At 47.2% G+C, this 13,180-nt stretch carries 17 protein-coding genes and 1 tRNA gene; 4 read left to right on the top strand and 14 right to left on the bottom strand.

What is annotated here, in order from left to right:
- The first annotated feature begins 16 nt into the window (after nucleotides 1–16).
- Both coaD and A2X74_RS02895 read left to right on the top strand, forming a co-directional pair.
- Nucleotides 17–511 (top strand): pantetheine-phosphate adenylyltransferase, encoded by a 495-nt coding sequence (coaD, locus tag A2X74_RS02900; RefSeq protein WP_015422075.1) that lies wholly within the window; start codon nucleotides 17–19, stop codon nucleotides 509–511.
- Between the two features lie 17 nt (nucleotides 512–528).
- Entirely contained in the window at nucleotides 529–795 is a 267-nt protein-coding gene (locus tag A2X74_RS02895; RefSeq protein WP_293628235.1) for a YfhL family 4Fe-4S dicluster ferredoxin, read from the top strand.
- A gap of 32 nt (nucleotides 796–827) precedes the next feature.
- Here A2X74_RS02895 and pth read toward each other — a convergent pair whose 3' ends face one another.
- The 6 genes from pth to A2X74_RS02865 all read right to left on the bottom strand — a co-directional run bounded on the left by pth (nucleotide 828) and on the right by A2X74_RS02865 (nucleotide 5,772).
- Nucleotides 828–1,424 (bottom strand): aminoacyl-tRNA hydrolase, encoded by a 597-nt coding sequence (gene pth, locus A2X74_RS02890; RefSeq protein WP_293628237.1) that lies wholly within the window; start codon nucleotides 1,422–1,424, stop codon nucleotides 828–830.
- Between the two features lie 90 nt (nucleotides 1,425–1,514).
- On the bottom strand, nucleotides 1,515–2,153 hold the full coding sequence (locus A2X74_RS02885) for a 50S ribosomal protein L25/general stress protein Ctc (RefSeq protein WP_215302130.1): 639 nt from the start codon (nucleotides 2,151–2,153) through the stop codon (nucleotides 1,515–1,517).
- Between the two features lie 136 nt (nucleotides 2,154–2,289).
- Nucleotides 2,290–3,246: a ribose-phosphate pyrophosphokinase gene (locus A2X74_RS02880; protein ID WP_041485203.1), complete on the bottom strand. Its 957-nt coding sequence runs from the start codon at nucleotides 3,244–3,246 to the stop codon at nucleotides 2,290–2,292.
- Between the two features lie 73 nt (nucleotides 3,247–3,319).
- Nucleotides 3,320–3,396 (bottom strand) — tRNA-Gln (locus A2X74_RS02875).
- Nucleotides 3,397–3,401: 5 nt separating this feature from the next.
- Nucleotides 3,402–4,274, bottom strand: a complete 873-nt coding sequence (gene ispE / locus A2X74_RS02870) for a 4-(cytidine 5'-diphospho)-2-C-methyl-D-erythritol kinase (RefSeq protein WP_293628239.1) — start codon at nucleotides 4,272–4,274, stop codon at nucleotides 3,402–3,404.
- A gap of 10 nt (nucleotides 4,275–4,284) precedes the next feature.
- Nucleotides 4,285–5,772, bottom strand: a complete 1,488-nt coding sequence (locus A2X74_RS02865) for a lipoprotein insertase outer membrane protein LolB (RefSeq protein WP_293628241.1) — start codon at nucleotides 5,770–5,772, stop codon at nucleotides 4,285–4,287.
- Nucleotides 5,773–5,807: 35 nt separating this feature from the next.
- Here A2X74_RS02865 and mutM point away from each other — a divergent pair, with 35 nt between their 5' ends.
- On the top strand, nucleotides 5,808–6,644 hold the full coding sequence (mutM, locus tag A2X74_RS02860; RefSeq protein WP_293628243.1) for a bifunctional DNA-formamidopyrimidine glycosylase/DNA-(apurinic or apyrimidinic site) lyase: 837 nt from the start codon (nucleotides 5,808–5,810) through the stop codon (nucleotides 6,642–6,644).
- Nucleotides 6,629–7,789 (top strand): A/G-specific adenine glycosylase, encoded by a 1,161-nt coding sequence (gene mutY / locus A2X74_RS02855; protein WP_293628245.1) that lies wholly within the window; start codon nucleotides 6,629–6,631, stop codon nucleotides 7,787–7,789. The genes mutM and mutY overlap by 16 nt, the downstream gene beginning before the upstream one ends.
- Here the strand turns inward: mutY and rapZ are convergent.
- The 8 genes from rapZ to A2X74_RS02815 form a co-directional block, all read right to left on the bottom strand.
- On the bottom strand, nucleotides 7,734–8,624 hold the full coding sequence (gene rapZ, locus A2X74_RS02850; RefSeq protein ID WP_293628247.1) for an RNase adapter RapZ: 891 nt from the start codon (nucleotides 8,622–8,624) through the stop codon (nucleotides 7,734–7,736). The two genes, mutY and rapZ, sit on opposite strands and share 56 nt — an antisense overlap.
- Before the next feature lies 1 nt (nucleotide 8,625).
- The gene (gene hprK, locus A2X74_RS02845) at nucleotides 8,626–9,600 is read right to left on the bottom strand and encodes an HPr(Ser) kinase/phosphatase (RefSeq protein ID WP_293628581.1); all 975 of its coding nucleotides are present in this window, start codon (nucleotides 9,598–9,600) and stop codon (nucleotides 8,626–8,628) included.
- A gap of 11 nt (nucleotides 9,601–9,611) precedes the next feature.
- On the bottom strand, nucleotides 9,612–10,070 hold the full coding sequence (locus tag A2X74_RS02840) for a PTS sugar transporter subunit IIA (RefSeq protein ID WP_293628249.1): 459 nt from the start codon (nucleotides 10,068–10,070) through the stop codon (nucleotides 9,612–9,614).
- Between the two features lie 33 nt (nucleotides 10,071–10,103).
- Nucleotides 10,104–10,427 carry a ribosome-associated translation inhibitor RaiA gene (raiA, locus tag A2X74_RS02835; protein ID WP_215302122.1) on the bottom strand — a complete coding sequence of 108 codons (324 nt, stop codon included), beginning with the start codon at nucleotides 10,425–10,427 and terminating at the stop codon, nucleotides 10,104–10,106.
- 191 nt (nucleotides 10,428–10,618) lie between these two features.
- Nucleotides 10,619–11,386: an LPS export ABC transporter ATP-binding protein gene (lptB, locus tag A2X74_RS02830; RefSeq protein ID WP_293628251.1), complete on the bottom strand. Its 768-nt coding sequence runs from the start codon at nucleotides 11,384–11,386 to the stop codon at nucleotides 10,619–10,621.
- On the bottom strand, nucleotides 11,383–11,940 hold the full coding sequence (gene lptA / locus A2X74_RS02825; protein ID WP_293628253.1) for a lipopolysaccharide transport periplasmic protein LptA: 558 nt from the start codon (nucleotides 11,938–11,940) through the stop codon (nucleotides 11,383–11,385). The genes lptB and lptA overlap by 4 nt, the downstream gene beginning before the upstream one ends.
- On the bottom strand, nucleotides 11,937–12,581 hold the full coding sequence (lptC, locus tag A2X74_RS02820; protein WP_293628255.1) for an LPS export ABC transporter periplasmic protein LptC: 645 nt from the start codon (nucleotides 12,579–12,581) through the stop codon (nucleotides 11,937–11,939). The genes lptA and lptC overlap by 4 nt, the downstream gene beginning before the upstream one ends.
- A gap of 12 nt (nucleotides 12,582–12,593) precedes the next feature.
- The gene (locus tag A2X74_RS02815; protein WP_293628257.1) at nucleotides 12,594–13,166 is read right to left on the bottom strand and encodes an HAD-IIIA family hydrolase; all 573 of its coding nucleotides are present in this window, start codon (nucleotides 13,164–13,166) and stop codon (nucleotides 12,594–12,596) included.
- Between the last annotated feature and the right edge of the window lie 14 nt (nucleotides 13,167–13,180).

Below are 13,180 nucleotides of genomic sequence, written 5' to 3'. Positions count from 1 at the left end.
AAGCCTGAGGAGCGTTATGACTGTTGCTGTATACCCTGGAACATTTGATCCCTTTACTCGTGGTCACGAGGACTTAGTGCGCCGTGCCTCCAGTATTTTTGGAGAATTGATTGTTGGTGTTGCCGATAGCCGCAGCAAGCGCCCCTTCTTCACTTTAGATGAGCGTATTGAGATTGCTAAAGAGGTTCTTGGCCATTATTCCAATGTGAAGATTGTAGGTTTTACAGGCCTGTTAAAAGATTTTGCCCGCGAACATAATGCGAGGGTGATCGTGCGCGGCTTGCGTGCAGTTTCGGATTTTGAGTATGAGTTTCAGATGGCAGGCATGAACCGTTATTTGTTGCCGGATGTTGAGACACTATTCTTGACGCCTTCTGATCAATACCAGTTCATCTCTGGCACCTTTGTACGTGAAATTGCTTCGATGGGTGGTGATGTGAGTAAGTTTGTATTCCCATCTGTAGAAAAGTGGTTGGTGAAAAAGATCGAAGCCAATAAGAGTAAAGAGTAAGGCGCCAGGGAAACAAGATGGCTCTAATGATCACGGACGAATGCATCAACTGCGATGTGTGTGAGCCTGAATGCCCGAATGATGCAATCTACATGGGTCTAGAGATCTATGAGATTGATCCCAATAAATGCACTGAATGTGTAGGGCACTACGATGCGCCTCAGTGTCAGCAGGTGTGCCCAGTGGATTGCATTCCACTGAACCCCGCATTCCCAGAAGACCAAACGCAACTCATGGTGAAGTATCAAACCTTAACTGCGGCTAAAAAAGCACTCGCTAAATAAAGTTTGTTATAGCCCCAGTATGTCTGAGTGGGCTAGTTTGATTTGGAATGTAACTCCAGCATTGCTGCCTGAGTATCGCCCTTCATAAACAAACCCAGAATCTGTAAGCCATCTTCGATACTCGCATCGATCTGCTTTTGCTCAAGCTGCAAAGGCCTTCTCAAAACATAGTCAGCAACGTCCATCACTCGCGCACCTTCTGCGGCGCGGTCGCGTGGATGCCCGATGCCCAGTCGCAAGCGCCAGTACTCAGGAGTTCCTAGGTGAGCTTGGATATCTTTTAGGCCATTGTGTCCACCGGTGCCACCACCAAGCTTGATGCGTGCAGTGCCGGGCTTGAGATCAAGCTCATCCTGTACTACCAGCACATCCTTGGGTGTAATTTTGTGGAAGCGGCACAGTGCCCCGACAGACTGACCGCTAAGATTCATATAGGTGCTGGGTTTGAGCAAGAAGAGATCTTCATCCCCCCATTTAGCTTTAGCCACTTTGCCATGAAAGCGTTTTTCAGTTTCAAAGCGGGTGTTCAATTGTTTAGCAAGGGCGTCAACAAACCAGAAGCCAGCATTGTGCCGATCTTCTATGTGTTCTTCGCCTGGATTGCCAAGGCCAACAATTAATTTAGTCATGATGAGTGCTTAAGGATAAAAGCATTTCTGCAAAAAAGAAAACCCGCTTGTAAGCGGGCTTCCTCTGTCGCAAAGATAAGGCTTAAATAATTAAGCTTTGTCCTTTGGAGCTTCAGCAGCAGGAGCCGCAGCGGCTGCAGGAGCAGCTTCAGTATCGGCAGATTTCACTGCTGGGATACGTGCGTTAGCTAATACTGGGTTTTCTTGCTCAACATGCAATACCAAGGTAACGCCTTTTGGCAATGCGATGTCTTTAGCATGGATACCATGACCAACTTCAATCTTGTTCAGGTCCACTTCAATGAATTCTGGCAAGTCTGCTGGCAAGCAAGATACTTCCAATTCAGTTGCGATGTGGCTGATTACAGCGCCTTGCAATTTCACTGCAGCTGATGTGTCAGCGTTGATGAAGTGCAATGGAACGCGCATGTGAACTTTCTCAGTCGCAGAAACGCGCTGGAAGTCGATGTGCAGAACCAAAGGCTTAAATGGATGCATCTGGTAATCGCGCAACAACACTTTTTGTGCTTTGCCGCCGATTTCGAGATCAAGGATAGATGAGTGGAATGCTTCCTTGCGGAGAGCATGGAACAGTGCGTTGTGATCCAACTCAATTACAGTTGCGGCGTCTTTACCGCCATAAATGATGCCCGGAGTTTTACCGGAGTTGCGCAGACGGCGGCTCGCACCCGTTCCCTGTACGCTTCTTTCAAAGGCTACTACTTTCATATTGAATTCCTAAATTAAGGTTAATTTCCGTTCGCGACCAAACAGAAAAGCCTTCAATTATATCGTGGGAATGGTGTTTTTTGCCTAGAAAAGGCTCAAAACTGCCAAAAACAGGGGTAGAAACGCTATTTTTGGCTTATTCAGCGAACATCGACATCACTGAATCACCCTTGCTAATGCGGGAAAGGGTCTCAGCGAGGATGGGCGCAACGCTCAATTGACGAATTTTGGCAATTTTCATTGCTTCTGGAGTCAATGGAATCGTGTCGGTAACGACTAATTCGTCTAATTCAGAGGCGGCGATACGGGCCACAGCACCGCCAGAAAGCACGGCATGAGTACAGTAGGCAGTTACGCCCTTAGCACCACGCTCTTTAAGCGCCTCAGCGGCTTTACAGAGCGTTCCACCGGTATCAATGATGTCATCCATAATGACGCAATGACGGCCTTCCACTTCGCCGATAAGGTGCATTACTTCTGATACGTTTGCCTTAGGGCGGCGTTTATCAATAATTGCCAAATCTGTACCCAGTTGTTTGGCCATCGCACGGGCGCGAACTACGCCGCCGATATCCGGCGAAACAATGATGAGATCTTTTTTGGTTTTTTGGGCCTCTAAATCAGCCAATAGAACTGGTGAGGCATAAATGTTATCAACTGGGATATCAAAGAAGCCCTGAATTTGGTCAGCATGGAGATCCATAGTCAAAACGCGTTCAACACCGGCAACGGACTGAAGCATGTTTGCAACGATTCTGGCAGAGATGGCAACCCGTGCTGAGCGTGGGCGGCGGTCTTGTCTAGCGTAACCGAAGTAAGGGATCACTGCGGTTATGCGGCTTGCTGATGCTCGTTTGAGGGCATCAATCATGATCATGAGCTCCATCAAACTATCATTTGTTGGGGCACAGGTCGATTGGATAACAACCACGTTCTTACCGCGAACGTTTTCTTGAATTTCTACCTGGATTTCACCGTCGGAGAACCGACCAACAAATGCCTTTCCCATCGGGAGATTGAGCTCTTTGGCTACCGCATGGGCCAAAACCGGATTTGCATTGCCTGTGAAAAGAGTCAGTAAATCAGCGTTCATTGGGGCGGACATAGGTGATTTTGGAATTTTGGTAGGGGTCGAATGGATGTCTTTTGGTCGTATCTACAGTAGTTGGCAGGGGAAGAAGGATTCGAACCTTCGCATGCTGGAATCAAAATCCAGTGCCTTAACCAGCTTGGCGATTCCCCTACAGGTCAATCTGAAGAAACCAAATTGTAAGCGGGATTTTTATTTAGCCCTCGAACAATTCGACCTATCCATCCTTTTGGAAGATTTTGCAGAAGAATTTCCAGATTCGCGGTGTCCGTCTTAGGGTCTAAGGCGGCAAAAACGCTACTTCCAGAGCCGGACATGCAAGGCGCCGAGTTTGGCACTGCCTTGTAAATCCAATCTAATGCTTGCTTCACTTCAGGACATTTCTGCACCGCTACTGCCTGACAATCATTCGACTGATATGACCTTGGCGATGCAAGAAAGCCATCTATTGTAATCGGAGCGTGATCTCGGGTCAATTGAGGGTCTTGAAAAATCTGAGCAGTGGCCACCCCCTTGTTGGGGAAGATCACCACAAAATCTTGGGTTGCCAAGGAAATTGCCTGTAATTTCTCCCCAACCCCCTCAACAAAAGCATTTTGGCCAAAGATGAAAAATGGCACGTCAGCGCCAAGTTTTAGGCCAAGTTGGCAAAGTGTGGCGATATCGAGATGAAGATCCCAAAGGGTATTTAATCCAATCAGGGTGGATGCGGCATCGGAGGACCCGCCACCGAGACCGGCGCCCATTGGAATATTTTTCTTGAGACTGATTTCAACCCCCCGATCAATCCTGCAGTGCCCCTTAAGAAGTTGGGCTGCGCGAACGACCAAGTCTTGCTCAGGAGGGACTCCAGGAATGGGATTGATGCGGCGAACTTCGTTTTCCGGAATGAGTTTCAAGTTGAGAACATCGCACCAATCAATCAGTTGAAAAACAGATTGCAGAAGGTGGTAGCCATCATCACGGCGCCCAACGATATGCAAAAAGAGATTGAGCTTTGCGGGGCAAGCGACTTCTAGCGCATTACTCATGATTCATTCTTTACTCGTTCGGAGTATCAAATACCAAGCGGATATCAATCGATCCGATATTAGAGCTGCGAGTCATCGTCAGTTTTTCTAAGCGCTGAGCATCATTCCAGTTGTAATTTAAGGTCCAGCCGTCTTGTGTAATTTTGCTGACTTGACCTTTTTCATTTCGCTCTACACTCGCATTGCTACCAGGTCGGGTTTGTCCCCGTAACCAGTCAGATAAACCACGGGCTGGTAGTGGAAGTCCTAATGTATTTTGAATAAGAGTGTCGGCATCAATGGCTGTGGTGAGTTGACCATCGCGTTCCAGAATCGCCTCTCCAGGCTTAATCGTAATTTTGGCAATTGAACCGCCGACTGGATTACGAATTTCTAAAACGTCAGTGAGTGCATCTTGAGTCAAGGTGAATCCACCTGATCCACCTTGATTTGTACCTTCGGTAAGCCCAGTGACCTTCACCGCGAAGCGCCCGTCCCATGAGCCTTTGAGGGCGGTATCCGCCACAGACCAATCAGGCTTTAAGCGTTTCAAAGTTTCCTTGAGGGTGGGGTTGTTGGCATCTAATTGCTGGCCTTTTCGCCACATATCTTCGGCTTCGATTGGGCGATTCATAACCCATAAGACTTCACCAATATGCGCAGCAATATCTGCCTCGGGCTTCATATTGAATGCTTGTTGCAGTTGTTCGAGCGCAAGAGCATTTTTGCCCATGCGAAAGTTCACCCAACCAAGACTGTCCAAAATAAAACCATCTCTAGGTGAGAGTTGATTTGCTTTGCTAATGAGCTTGAACGCCTCGGGTAATTTTTGGTTCCGATCGGCCAGGGAGTATCCAAGTGCATTCAGGCTATTAACGTCATTTGGATTCTTGCGCAAGATTTCGCGCAGAGTTTTTTCCATCACATCGAGGTGTCCGGATTTTTCGGCAGACATGGCGTAGGTATAGAGCAGCCCAGGATCTTGTGGCTCTGGCTTTAATGTTGAGACGATTTCGTAAAAAGCCCTTAAGGCTTCTGATTCATTACTTGCCTTACCGAGTAAGGACTGAATCTGTAGCAAAGTTTTTTCGCGCTGCGCAGGAGTTTGCTGATTTAGAAGAGAGATGGCAGGTTGAACTGCATCTGACCAGCGTTGATTCAAGATTAAGAGTGTGATGAGCACTTCTTTGGGTTTTGTTTGCTTTGGTCCAGCCAAACTATCCCAGGTTTGGGCTGCTTGAAGTGCTAAATCAGGTGCCCCTGCAGTAATGGCAATCTCCATGGCCCTTTGGGCTAAACGGGGGTCATCGAGTTGGCGAGCAAGCTCCAAATAGGTCGTGTATGCCAGACCAGCTTCACCGCGTTGCAGGGCAATTTCGGAGGCTAAGACCTCAAACACCGCTTGACCGCTTTCTAGGCTACTGTTTTGGGCGCTGGCATAGCTGGAAGAAAGGCTCAAGCCAAGTCCGCCTGCGAGCAATAAGACCCTTAAAGAAGGCTTTAATGAAAATTTGGTCATGAGCACATTCTAATCCGCGAATCTACAATCCATTTATGCCTGAACTCCCAGAAGTTGAAGTTACCCGCTTGGGTATTGCGCCCCACTTAGAGGGGCGTAGGGTGAGCGCAGTCAAAATTATTGATGGTCGACTGCGTTGGCCTGTACCCAGCAATTTAAATACAGTACTTTCTGGCCAGAAAGTCTTGGGAATAGAACGCAGAGGCAAATACCTCTTAATGGAGTTTGATGCCGGGTATTTATTGCTGCATCTAGGAATGACAGGCACATTGCGCGTACTGCCTAGCAGTGACATCCTCAAGCCACATGATCGAGTGACATTCGAGTTTGACAAGCTGAGTTTGCGTCTGCATGACCCCCGAAAGTTTGGCGCCGTTTTGTGGCACCCGAAATCCAAAGGGCCGATTGAGAGCAACCCACTCTTGCAAAAACTCGGGGTTGAGCCGTTTTCACCGGAGTTTGAAGGTGAGCTTGGCGCAGATGTCCTATACCAATGTTCACGTAAGCGTAGTGTTGCCGTGAAGCAGTTTTTATTAGCAGGACAGGCGGTAGTAGGTGTCGGCAATATCTATTGCTCAGAAAGTTTATTTGAGGCTGGCATCCATCCAGCAAAGGCTGCTGGAAAGCTAACCCGTCCACAATGTTCGAGGCTGGCTAATGCAGTGAGATTGATTTTGAAAAAAGCGATTGCTGCAGGCGGCAGTTCTTTGAAAGATTTTGTAAACAGTGAGGGTGACCCAGGCCACTTCATGGTGCAAACCAAAGTCTATGATCGCAAAGATCAGCCCTGCAAGATATGCAAGACGCCGATTAAACAAATAGTGCAAGGTCAACGTTCCACTTATTTTTGTCCTCAATGTCAGAAGCGCTAATTCAGCATTTCGCCACCAAGCTCATTGCTTGGCATGGCAAAGACGGACGGCAAGGTTTGCCATGGCAGAGTATTCGTGATCCATACGCCGTGTGGGTTTCTGAAATCATGCTGCAACAAACTCAAGTAGCTACTGTTCTGGAGCGCTATCCGCGTTTCATGAAACGCTTTCCAAATGTGAAGAGATTGGCTGCTGCACCAGTAGATGATGTTTTAGCGGAATGGGCGGGACTCGGCTATTACACGCGTGCTCGTAATCTCCATGCCTGTGCTAAGCAGGTCATGGAGGAGTTTGGTGGGAAATTTCCAGAAGATCCGATTCTGCTTGAGCGGCTTAAGGGGATTGGTAGGTCGACTGCAGGCGCCATCGCAGCCTTTGCATTTCATGAGCGAGCACCCATCTTGGATGCAAATGTCAAACGCATTTTGGCAAGACTTTTTGGTATAGATGGCGCTATCCAAGAAAAGGCAGTGAATGAAGAATTATGGTCCCTAGCCAAAATACTCCTTCCTAAAAAATCTTCGGATATGCCGGTATACACACAGGCTCTGATGGATTTTGGGGCAACGTGGTGTACCTCTCGTAAGCCGGTGTGTTTAAGTGGCGAGAGAAAATGCCCATTTGAAAAAGAATGCCAGGCCAATCTCAGCGATCAGGTTTTGCAATTACCTCGTAAGGTAATCAAAGCAAAGTCCCCTGAATTTAATTGTGATATGTTGCTACTGAGACATGGTGATTCAGTCTTGCTGCAAAGACGCCCAGACAAAGCTATCTGGGGTGGGCTGTGGTCTTTGCCCGAATCTGCGTGGAGGGCTAAGGAAAAGAACTCTAAACCTTCAGTCAGCAATTCAGATGCTTTTACTGCGAAAGAGTTGTTGCGGCTGGTGTTGCCAGAGGAAAAGACTACTTCTGCTTTAAAAAATTGCCAATCCATCGAGCAGGGGGTGGAGATTAAACATATCTTTACGCATCGACGTTTATGGATGCAGATCTGGCATGTGACTTCAAGTAATGCCGTGAAATTCTCTAGTGATGATTTGAAGTGGGTGCCACTGCGTCAGCTTGGCAAGTACGGCTTACCTCAACCAATCAAATTGCTACTGCAGGGATTGAGTCTAGCTCACGGTGACGACTTAAGAAATTAATCTGCAGTGCCGCTAAATCTTTTTGCGGCAGAAAATGCGCAGCAATGCGACTGACTAAATAGACCGAGCGATGCTGTCCACCAGTACAGCCGATGGCAACAGTCAAATAACTACGGCCATCTGCAATATAGTGGGGCAACCATTTTTCAATAAATTGAATAATGTCACTTTCCATACTGACCACTTCAGGAATTTTTTCCAAGAACTCACGCACAGGCTGATCTTTGCCAGATAGCGGTCGCAAAGCTTTGTCGTAGTGTGGGTTGGGTAAGCAACGAACATCAAATACGAGATCTGCTTCACTTGGCAAACCTTTTTTAAATCCAAAGGATTCAAAAATCACGGTAAGCCCTTGGGGCTTGTCTTTCAGAAGATCCTGTATCCAAGAGCGCAGCGCATGGGCAGGCAGGTTGCTGGTATCAATACTATGCGCTTGAGTACGAAGGGGCTCTAGGAGGTTGCGCTCTGTATCAATTGCCTCTATCAGGGTGGCTGCCTGAGTCTCTTGCGTTTTTCCAGAGAGTGGATGACGCCTACGGGTCTCTGAAAAACGCTGGATGAGTGTATTGGTATCTGCATTCAAGAAAACAACTCGTACATCATGATTGCGCCGTAAGTTTTCTAAGATCTGGGGTAGCTCTGCAATTGACTGGCCACGACGGGCATCAATGGCTACTGCAACGCGTTCACTCTTTTCACTCTCTAGTGTGGTGATGAGGTTTTCCAAGAGAGTGACCGGAAGGTTGTCTACACAGTCATAGCCTGCATCCTCAAAGGCCCTCAGCGCAACAGATTTACCTGAGCCGGAAATACCGGTAATCAGATTGATTTGCATATTAAATGAGTCGACCCTGTGACTTAGTGGATTCCGCCTCTGCATTCATTTGCAGACGCTGACGCTCCATAAATTCTTTTAGAGTATCAATGCCCCGCAGTTGCAAAATAGTATTGCGGACTGCTGCCTCTACTAAAACTGCCAAGTTGCGTCCTGCAGCCACTTGAATCTTAACGGTTCTAATCGGAATGCCCAGCACATCAATATGCTGCGCTTCCAATGGAAGGCGCTCAAATTCACCATCGTTACGACGAACGAGCTGTACGATCAAGCGTAATTTCAATTTACGACGCACGGCTGTTTCACCAAAAATAGTGCGGATATCCAATAAGCCTAGCCCACGAACCTCTAGGAGGTTGCGCAGAATCACAGGGCAGCGACCCTCAATGTAATCTGGTCCAAGACGAGCAAAGTCCACGGCGTCATCAGCAACTAAACCATGGCCACGAGAAATCAACTCTAAGCCTAACTCACTTTTTCCTAAGCCTGATTCGCCCATGATTAAGACGCCTAAGCCCAAGATATCCATGAACACACCATGCATCGTAATCTGGGGTGCGCCAATCTTCGTGAGATAGGTGCGGAGGTGGTCAATTACCTCGGCGGCAGAAATGGTGGTTGTAAAGAGTGGGGTGGATGATCTTTGGCAGAACAGTTGTAGATCGGCATCAGCTGTTTTTCCATCCGCCACAATGACACAAGGTGGCGTTTTGGAGATTAAGCTAGAGATCTGATCTTGCCTTTGTTTTTGTTCTAGCTGAGCATGGTAGTCAACCTCTTGCTCACCGAAAATCTGAATACGGCTTGGGTGAATGAGGTTTAAGTGACCTACTAGGTCTGAGCTAGCTGCAGCAGCTTTAACAGCCTCTGGAGGAAAAGTGCGATCTGCCCCTTCGAGCCCCCCAATCCAGGAGAGCTTTAAGTCAGAGACATTGTCATCAAAGATCTGCTGGGCAGTTACTCCCTCAAGGAGCAGGGGTTGGGTTGTCAAGCGGAGCCCCAAGTCTGTAACAGCTGGCACACCTTTTCTGGGCTATCTTCCGTTGCAAGCGATTTGCGAGCGTCTGCGTCGGAGAGGAGTTGTGCAATGGAGGACAGAATTTCTAGATGTTGCTGAGTCGCTTTTTCAGGGACGAGCAAAAAAATCAAAATAGAGACGGCCGCACCGTCGGGCGCAGCAAATTCAATCGGATCCTTTAATTTAACAAACGCAGCAATCGGACTCTTCAGGCCTTTTACGCGGCCGTGAGGTATGGCAACGCCAGCGCCTAAGGCGGTAGAGCCTAAGTCCTCGCGAGCATTTAAGAAGCCAACAATTGCTTCGGATTCAAGCCCAGCCTGCTTGGCAAATAGCTGTCCTACGGCCGCAAATGCCTCAGCCCGATTTTTAGAGGGGCTATTTAAGGCAATGCGGTCTATAGCGAAAAGATCGGTCAGGGCATTCATGTCAATTGATTATAGGTGTCCTGACGCTGAACATCACTCAAAATGCTTTTCATGGTGATGGTCTTGAATCTTTTCTTTGTGCTTAACAACTTGACGCTCCAGCTTATCGACCACCGCATCCATTGCATGGTACAGATCAGCGTTATGCGCTTCGGCATAGAGATCCTTGCCTTTAAGGTGAATCGTGATCTCGGCTGCTTGACGAAGATTTTTTTCTTTAGCGTTGTCGACTATCAAAAATGCTGATGCATCTAGGACGTGATCAAAATGTTTGCGAATTTTAGCTAACCCGGCTTCGAGGTGGGAACGCATGGCTGGAGTAACTTCAACATGACGGCTATTAATTTTCAGATTCATCAGCAGCTCCTATTCATAGCAAAACAAATGCATGCGCAAATAATTACCTGGGGTGCGCAGCAGGCCCCTGTAATCTTGTACTTAATTATTTGGAAATGAACTTCATGAACCTCCAGCGTATCAGCGATTTTGCTGAAAACCAAGTGGGCAGATCATGTTTATTTAATAAATATTCAAAAAACTCTGAATATTTACATGCGGAAGTTTTCGCCTAGATAGACTCTTCTAACGGCATCATTCTCAATGATTTGATCCGGCTTGCCTTCTGCTAGCACACTGCCCTCACTGATGATGTAGGCATGGTCACAAATGCCTAAGGTTTCTCGTACATTGTGGTCCGTGATGAGCACACCAATTTGACGATCTCTTAAGAAACGTACAATCCGCTGGATCTCTCCAACTGCAATCGGATCAACGCCGGCAAATGGCTCATCCAGCAAAATGAATTTAGGCTGAGAGGCAAGTGCTCTTGCAATCTCAACTCGACGACGCTCACCGCCAGATAAGGAAAGCGCCGGATTGTCACGAAGATGGCTAATTTGAAGTTCGCCTAAGAGCTCATCCAGGCGCTGTGCTATTTCAGTCTTACTTAATGGCTTACCGCCTTGTACTTGTAGCTCTAATACGGCTTGAATATTTTCAGCCACATTGAGCTTTCTAAATACAGAAGCCTCTTGTGGAAGATAGGACAAGCCCATACGAGCTCGCTCATGAATGGGAAGATGGGTAATGTCGGTGCCATCTAAAACAATATTACCACCATCTAAAGGAACTAAACCAACAATCATGTAGAAAGAGGTTGTTTTGCCGGCGCCATTTGGCCCTAGGAGCCCAACTACTTCACCACACTTAACCTCTACTGATACATCCCGCACTACCGTGCGAGAGCCGTAACGCTTTTGAAGGTGTTGAGCGCTGAGGGTTGCTGGCTTTTGAATGCTACTGGAATCCGTGGTCATTTCTCTAGTGTAGCTTTTCTTCTTGGTGAAAGGATAGCTTTAGCCAAGGGCAGATCTTCTGCTTTAGCATTTGGCGGCGGCGTGACTTGATAGCGCTGCAGGACATCGTCATAATCAATTTTCCAGCCGTGTAATTGATCCAGCATTTGCATATTCAAAAGACGCTTTAAGCTGGCGTCTCCCGTCAAGGTCAGTAGCTCAGTTTTTGCATTGTAAGTAACTGTCTGACCGCGGCCCTGCATAAACTCATTAGCGGGGCCTTCGCGTCTTTGTCTGAAACTAGCAGTCAATTCTGGCTTACCTTGAACATCAACATACTCATAGCCTTCTGGATCAACCTTGATATTACCTTTTTCGCCGGTAATCAAAATGCTACCTTTGGTTAAGAGTACTTGACCGTTAAGCTCATATATCTGCTGCACATCATTTACGGAAACTTTTTCAGCCTCCAAAACAATTGGTTTATCTTGATCTGCTTTTTCAGCATGGGTGGCGGTAAAGAAGCAGACTGCCAATGCTGCGGATGACATTCTGAATAGGCGTAATAAGCTCATGGTTGTGCTCCAGGTTGAACGCGCTCAATACGGCCTCTTACTTGCCCAGATAAAACCATACTTTGTTCGATGTTATTGAACACGCCGCCATCAGTTGAGCGCATGACGGAAACTCCTTGCTCAAGCGTAATAGGCTTATCGGTCTCAATAATGTCGTCATTAATAAGTACCTTGAAATAGGAAGAGCGTGCAAGCATGCGTGGTCTTGCTGGCTCAGTGGCGGTGGCAGCTTGTGGTGGACGAAATATTTCAGCGTTATTAATGAGATCCAGTATGGTGATATCACCATCTATATGACCCGTATCTGCCTTAACAGTAATCGGCGATTTTTCAGGGGGAAACAAGCGAATACGGGGTGTTTCAATATCAATCGAAGCATCATCGTCGTAGTGAATGACTTTCTTACCTAGTACTCGATATTTGGTATTGCCAGATTCATTGAGGGCAGATAGGGCACCATTGGTAATGGTGTAATCAGGCTCATGTAAGCGCACCCGTTCAATGGCCGATTTTTCTGCCGGAGCATTTTTCTTGACCAGCCAAAAAGTGACGAGCGTGAGTGTGCCCATCAAGATCAAGGGCATCACGCGTAATAAGGTACGCCAGATTCCGAGCTTGATTTTTTGGGCATTCAATTCCATTACAAAGTGACCTTAAGCGCGCGCTTGAGTGAGCAATTCGTCATAGCGGTTTTGCGCCTTTAAGATCAGGTCGCAAAGTTCACGAACTGCACCACTACCGCCAGCTCGAGTAGTGACAAAATGAGCAATTTCTTTCACGGCATCATGTCCTTGTGCAGGACATACTTTTAAACCTGCAGATTTCATCATTTGAAAATCAGGCCAGTCATCACCCATGACGGCGCAATCAGATGGCTTAAGTCCAAGCGATTGCAACATGTTTTCTAAGGCCGCAGCTTTATTTTCAACGCCCATATGTACATGTTTAATCCCCAACTCATCGCAACGGGCTAAAACCATTTTGGAGCTACGCCCAGTAATGATGGCGGTTGAAATGCCAATTTTCTCTAAGAGCTTGATTCCCAAGCCATCCTGAATATCAAAAGCCTTCAAAGATTCTTTACCGTTTTCACCAATAAACACTTGACCATTCGTTAGTACTCCGTCGACATCAAGAACAAGCAGCTTGACTGCCCCAGCCCGATCCCATGCCTGTGGATATTGGCTCAGAGGGTTAGTGTTATGAGTGCTAAAGGCAGTTGGCATGTGATGAATAGTTG

The sequence above is a fragment of the Polynucleobacter sp. GWA2_45_21 genome (assembly GCF_001830325.1).
Taxonomy (GTDB): domain Bacteria; phylum Pseudomonadota; class Gammaproteobacteria; order Burkholderiales; family Burkholderiaceae; genus Polynucleobacter.
Note: the sequence above shows the minus strand (reverse complement) of the source record. Positions and strands in the feature narration are given on the sequence as shown.

Coding starts and splice junctions, on each gene's coding strand:
- rapZ (WP_293628247.1), bottom strand. CDS start 8,624: ATGCAAATCAATCTGATTACCGGTATTTCCGGCTCAGGTAAATCTGTT.
- mutY (WP_293628245.1), top strand. CDS start 6,629: ATGTCAGAAGCGCTAATTCAGCATTTCGCCACCAAGCTCATTGCTTGG.
- A2X74_RS02840 (WP_293628249.1), bottom strand. CDS start 10,070: ATGAATGCCCTGACCGATCTTTTCGCTATAGACCGCATTGCCTTAAAT.
- pth (WP_293628237.1), bottom strand. CDS start 1,424: ATGACTAAATTAATTGTTGGCCTTGGCAATCCAGGCGAAGAACACATA.
- coaD (WP_015422075.1), top strand. CDS start 17: ATGACTGTTGCTGTATACCCTGGAACATTTGATCCCTTTACTCGTGGT.
- ispE (WP_293628239.1), bottom strand. CDS start 4,274: ATGAGTAATGCGCTAGAAGTCGCTTGCCCCGCAAAGCTCAATCTCTTT.
- A2X74_RS02895 (WP_293628235.1), top strand. CDS start 529: ATGGCTCTAATGATCACGGACGAATGCATCAACTGCGATGTGTGTGAG.
- A2X74_RS02885 (WP_215302130.1), bottom strand. CDS start 2,153: ATGAAAGTAGTAGCCTTTGAAAGAAGCGTACAGGGAACGGGTGCGAGC.
- lptC (WP_293628255.1), bottom strand. CDS start 12,581: ATGGAATTGAATGCCCAAAAAATCAAGCTCGGAATCTGGCGTACCTTA.
- A2X74_RS02880 (WP_041485203.1), bottom strand. CDS start 3,246: ATGAACGCTGATTTACTGACTCTTTTCACAGGCAATGCAAATCCGGTT.
- A2X74_RS02865 (WP_293628241.1), bottom strand. CDS start 5,772: ATGACCAAATTTTCATTAAAGCCTTCTTTAAGGGTCTTATTGCTCGCA.
- lptA (WP_293628253.1), bottom strand. CDS start 11,940: ATGAGCTTATTACGCCTATTCAGAATGTCATCCGCAGCATTGGCAGTC.
- mutM (WP_293628243.1), top strand. CDS start 5,808: ATGCCTGAACTCCCAGAAGTTGAAGTTACCCGCTTGGGTATTGCGCCC.
- raiA (WP_215302122.1), bottom strand. CDS start 10,427: ATGAATCTGAAAATTAATAGCCGTCATGTTGAAGTTACTCCAGCCATG.
- lptB (WP_293628251.1), bottom strand. CDS start 11,386: ATGACCACGGATTCCAGTAGCATTCAAAAGCCAGCAACCCTCAGCGCT.
- A2X74_RS02815 (WP_293628257.1), bottom strand. CDS start 13,166: ATGCCAACTGCCTTTAGCACTCATAACACTAACCCTCTGAGCCAATAT.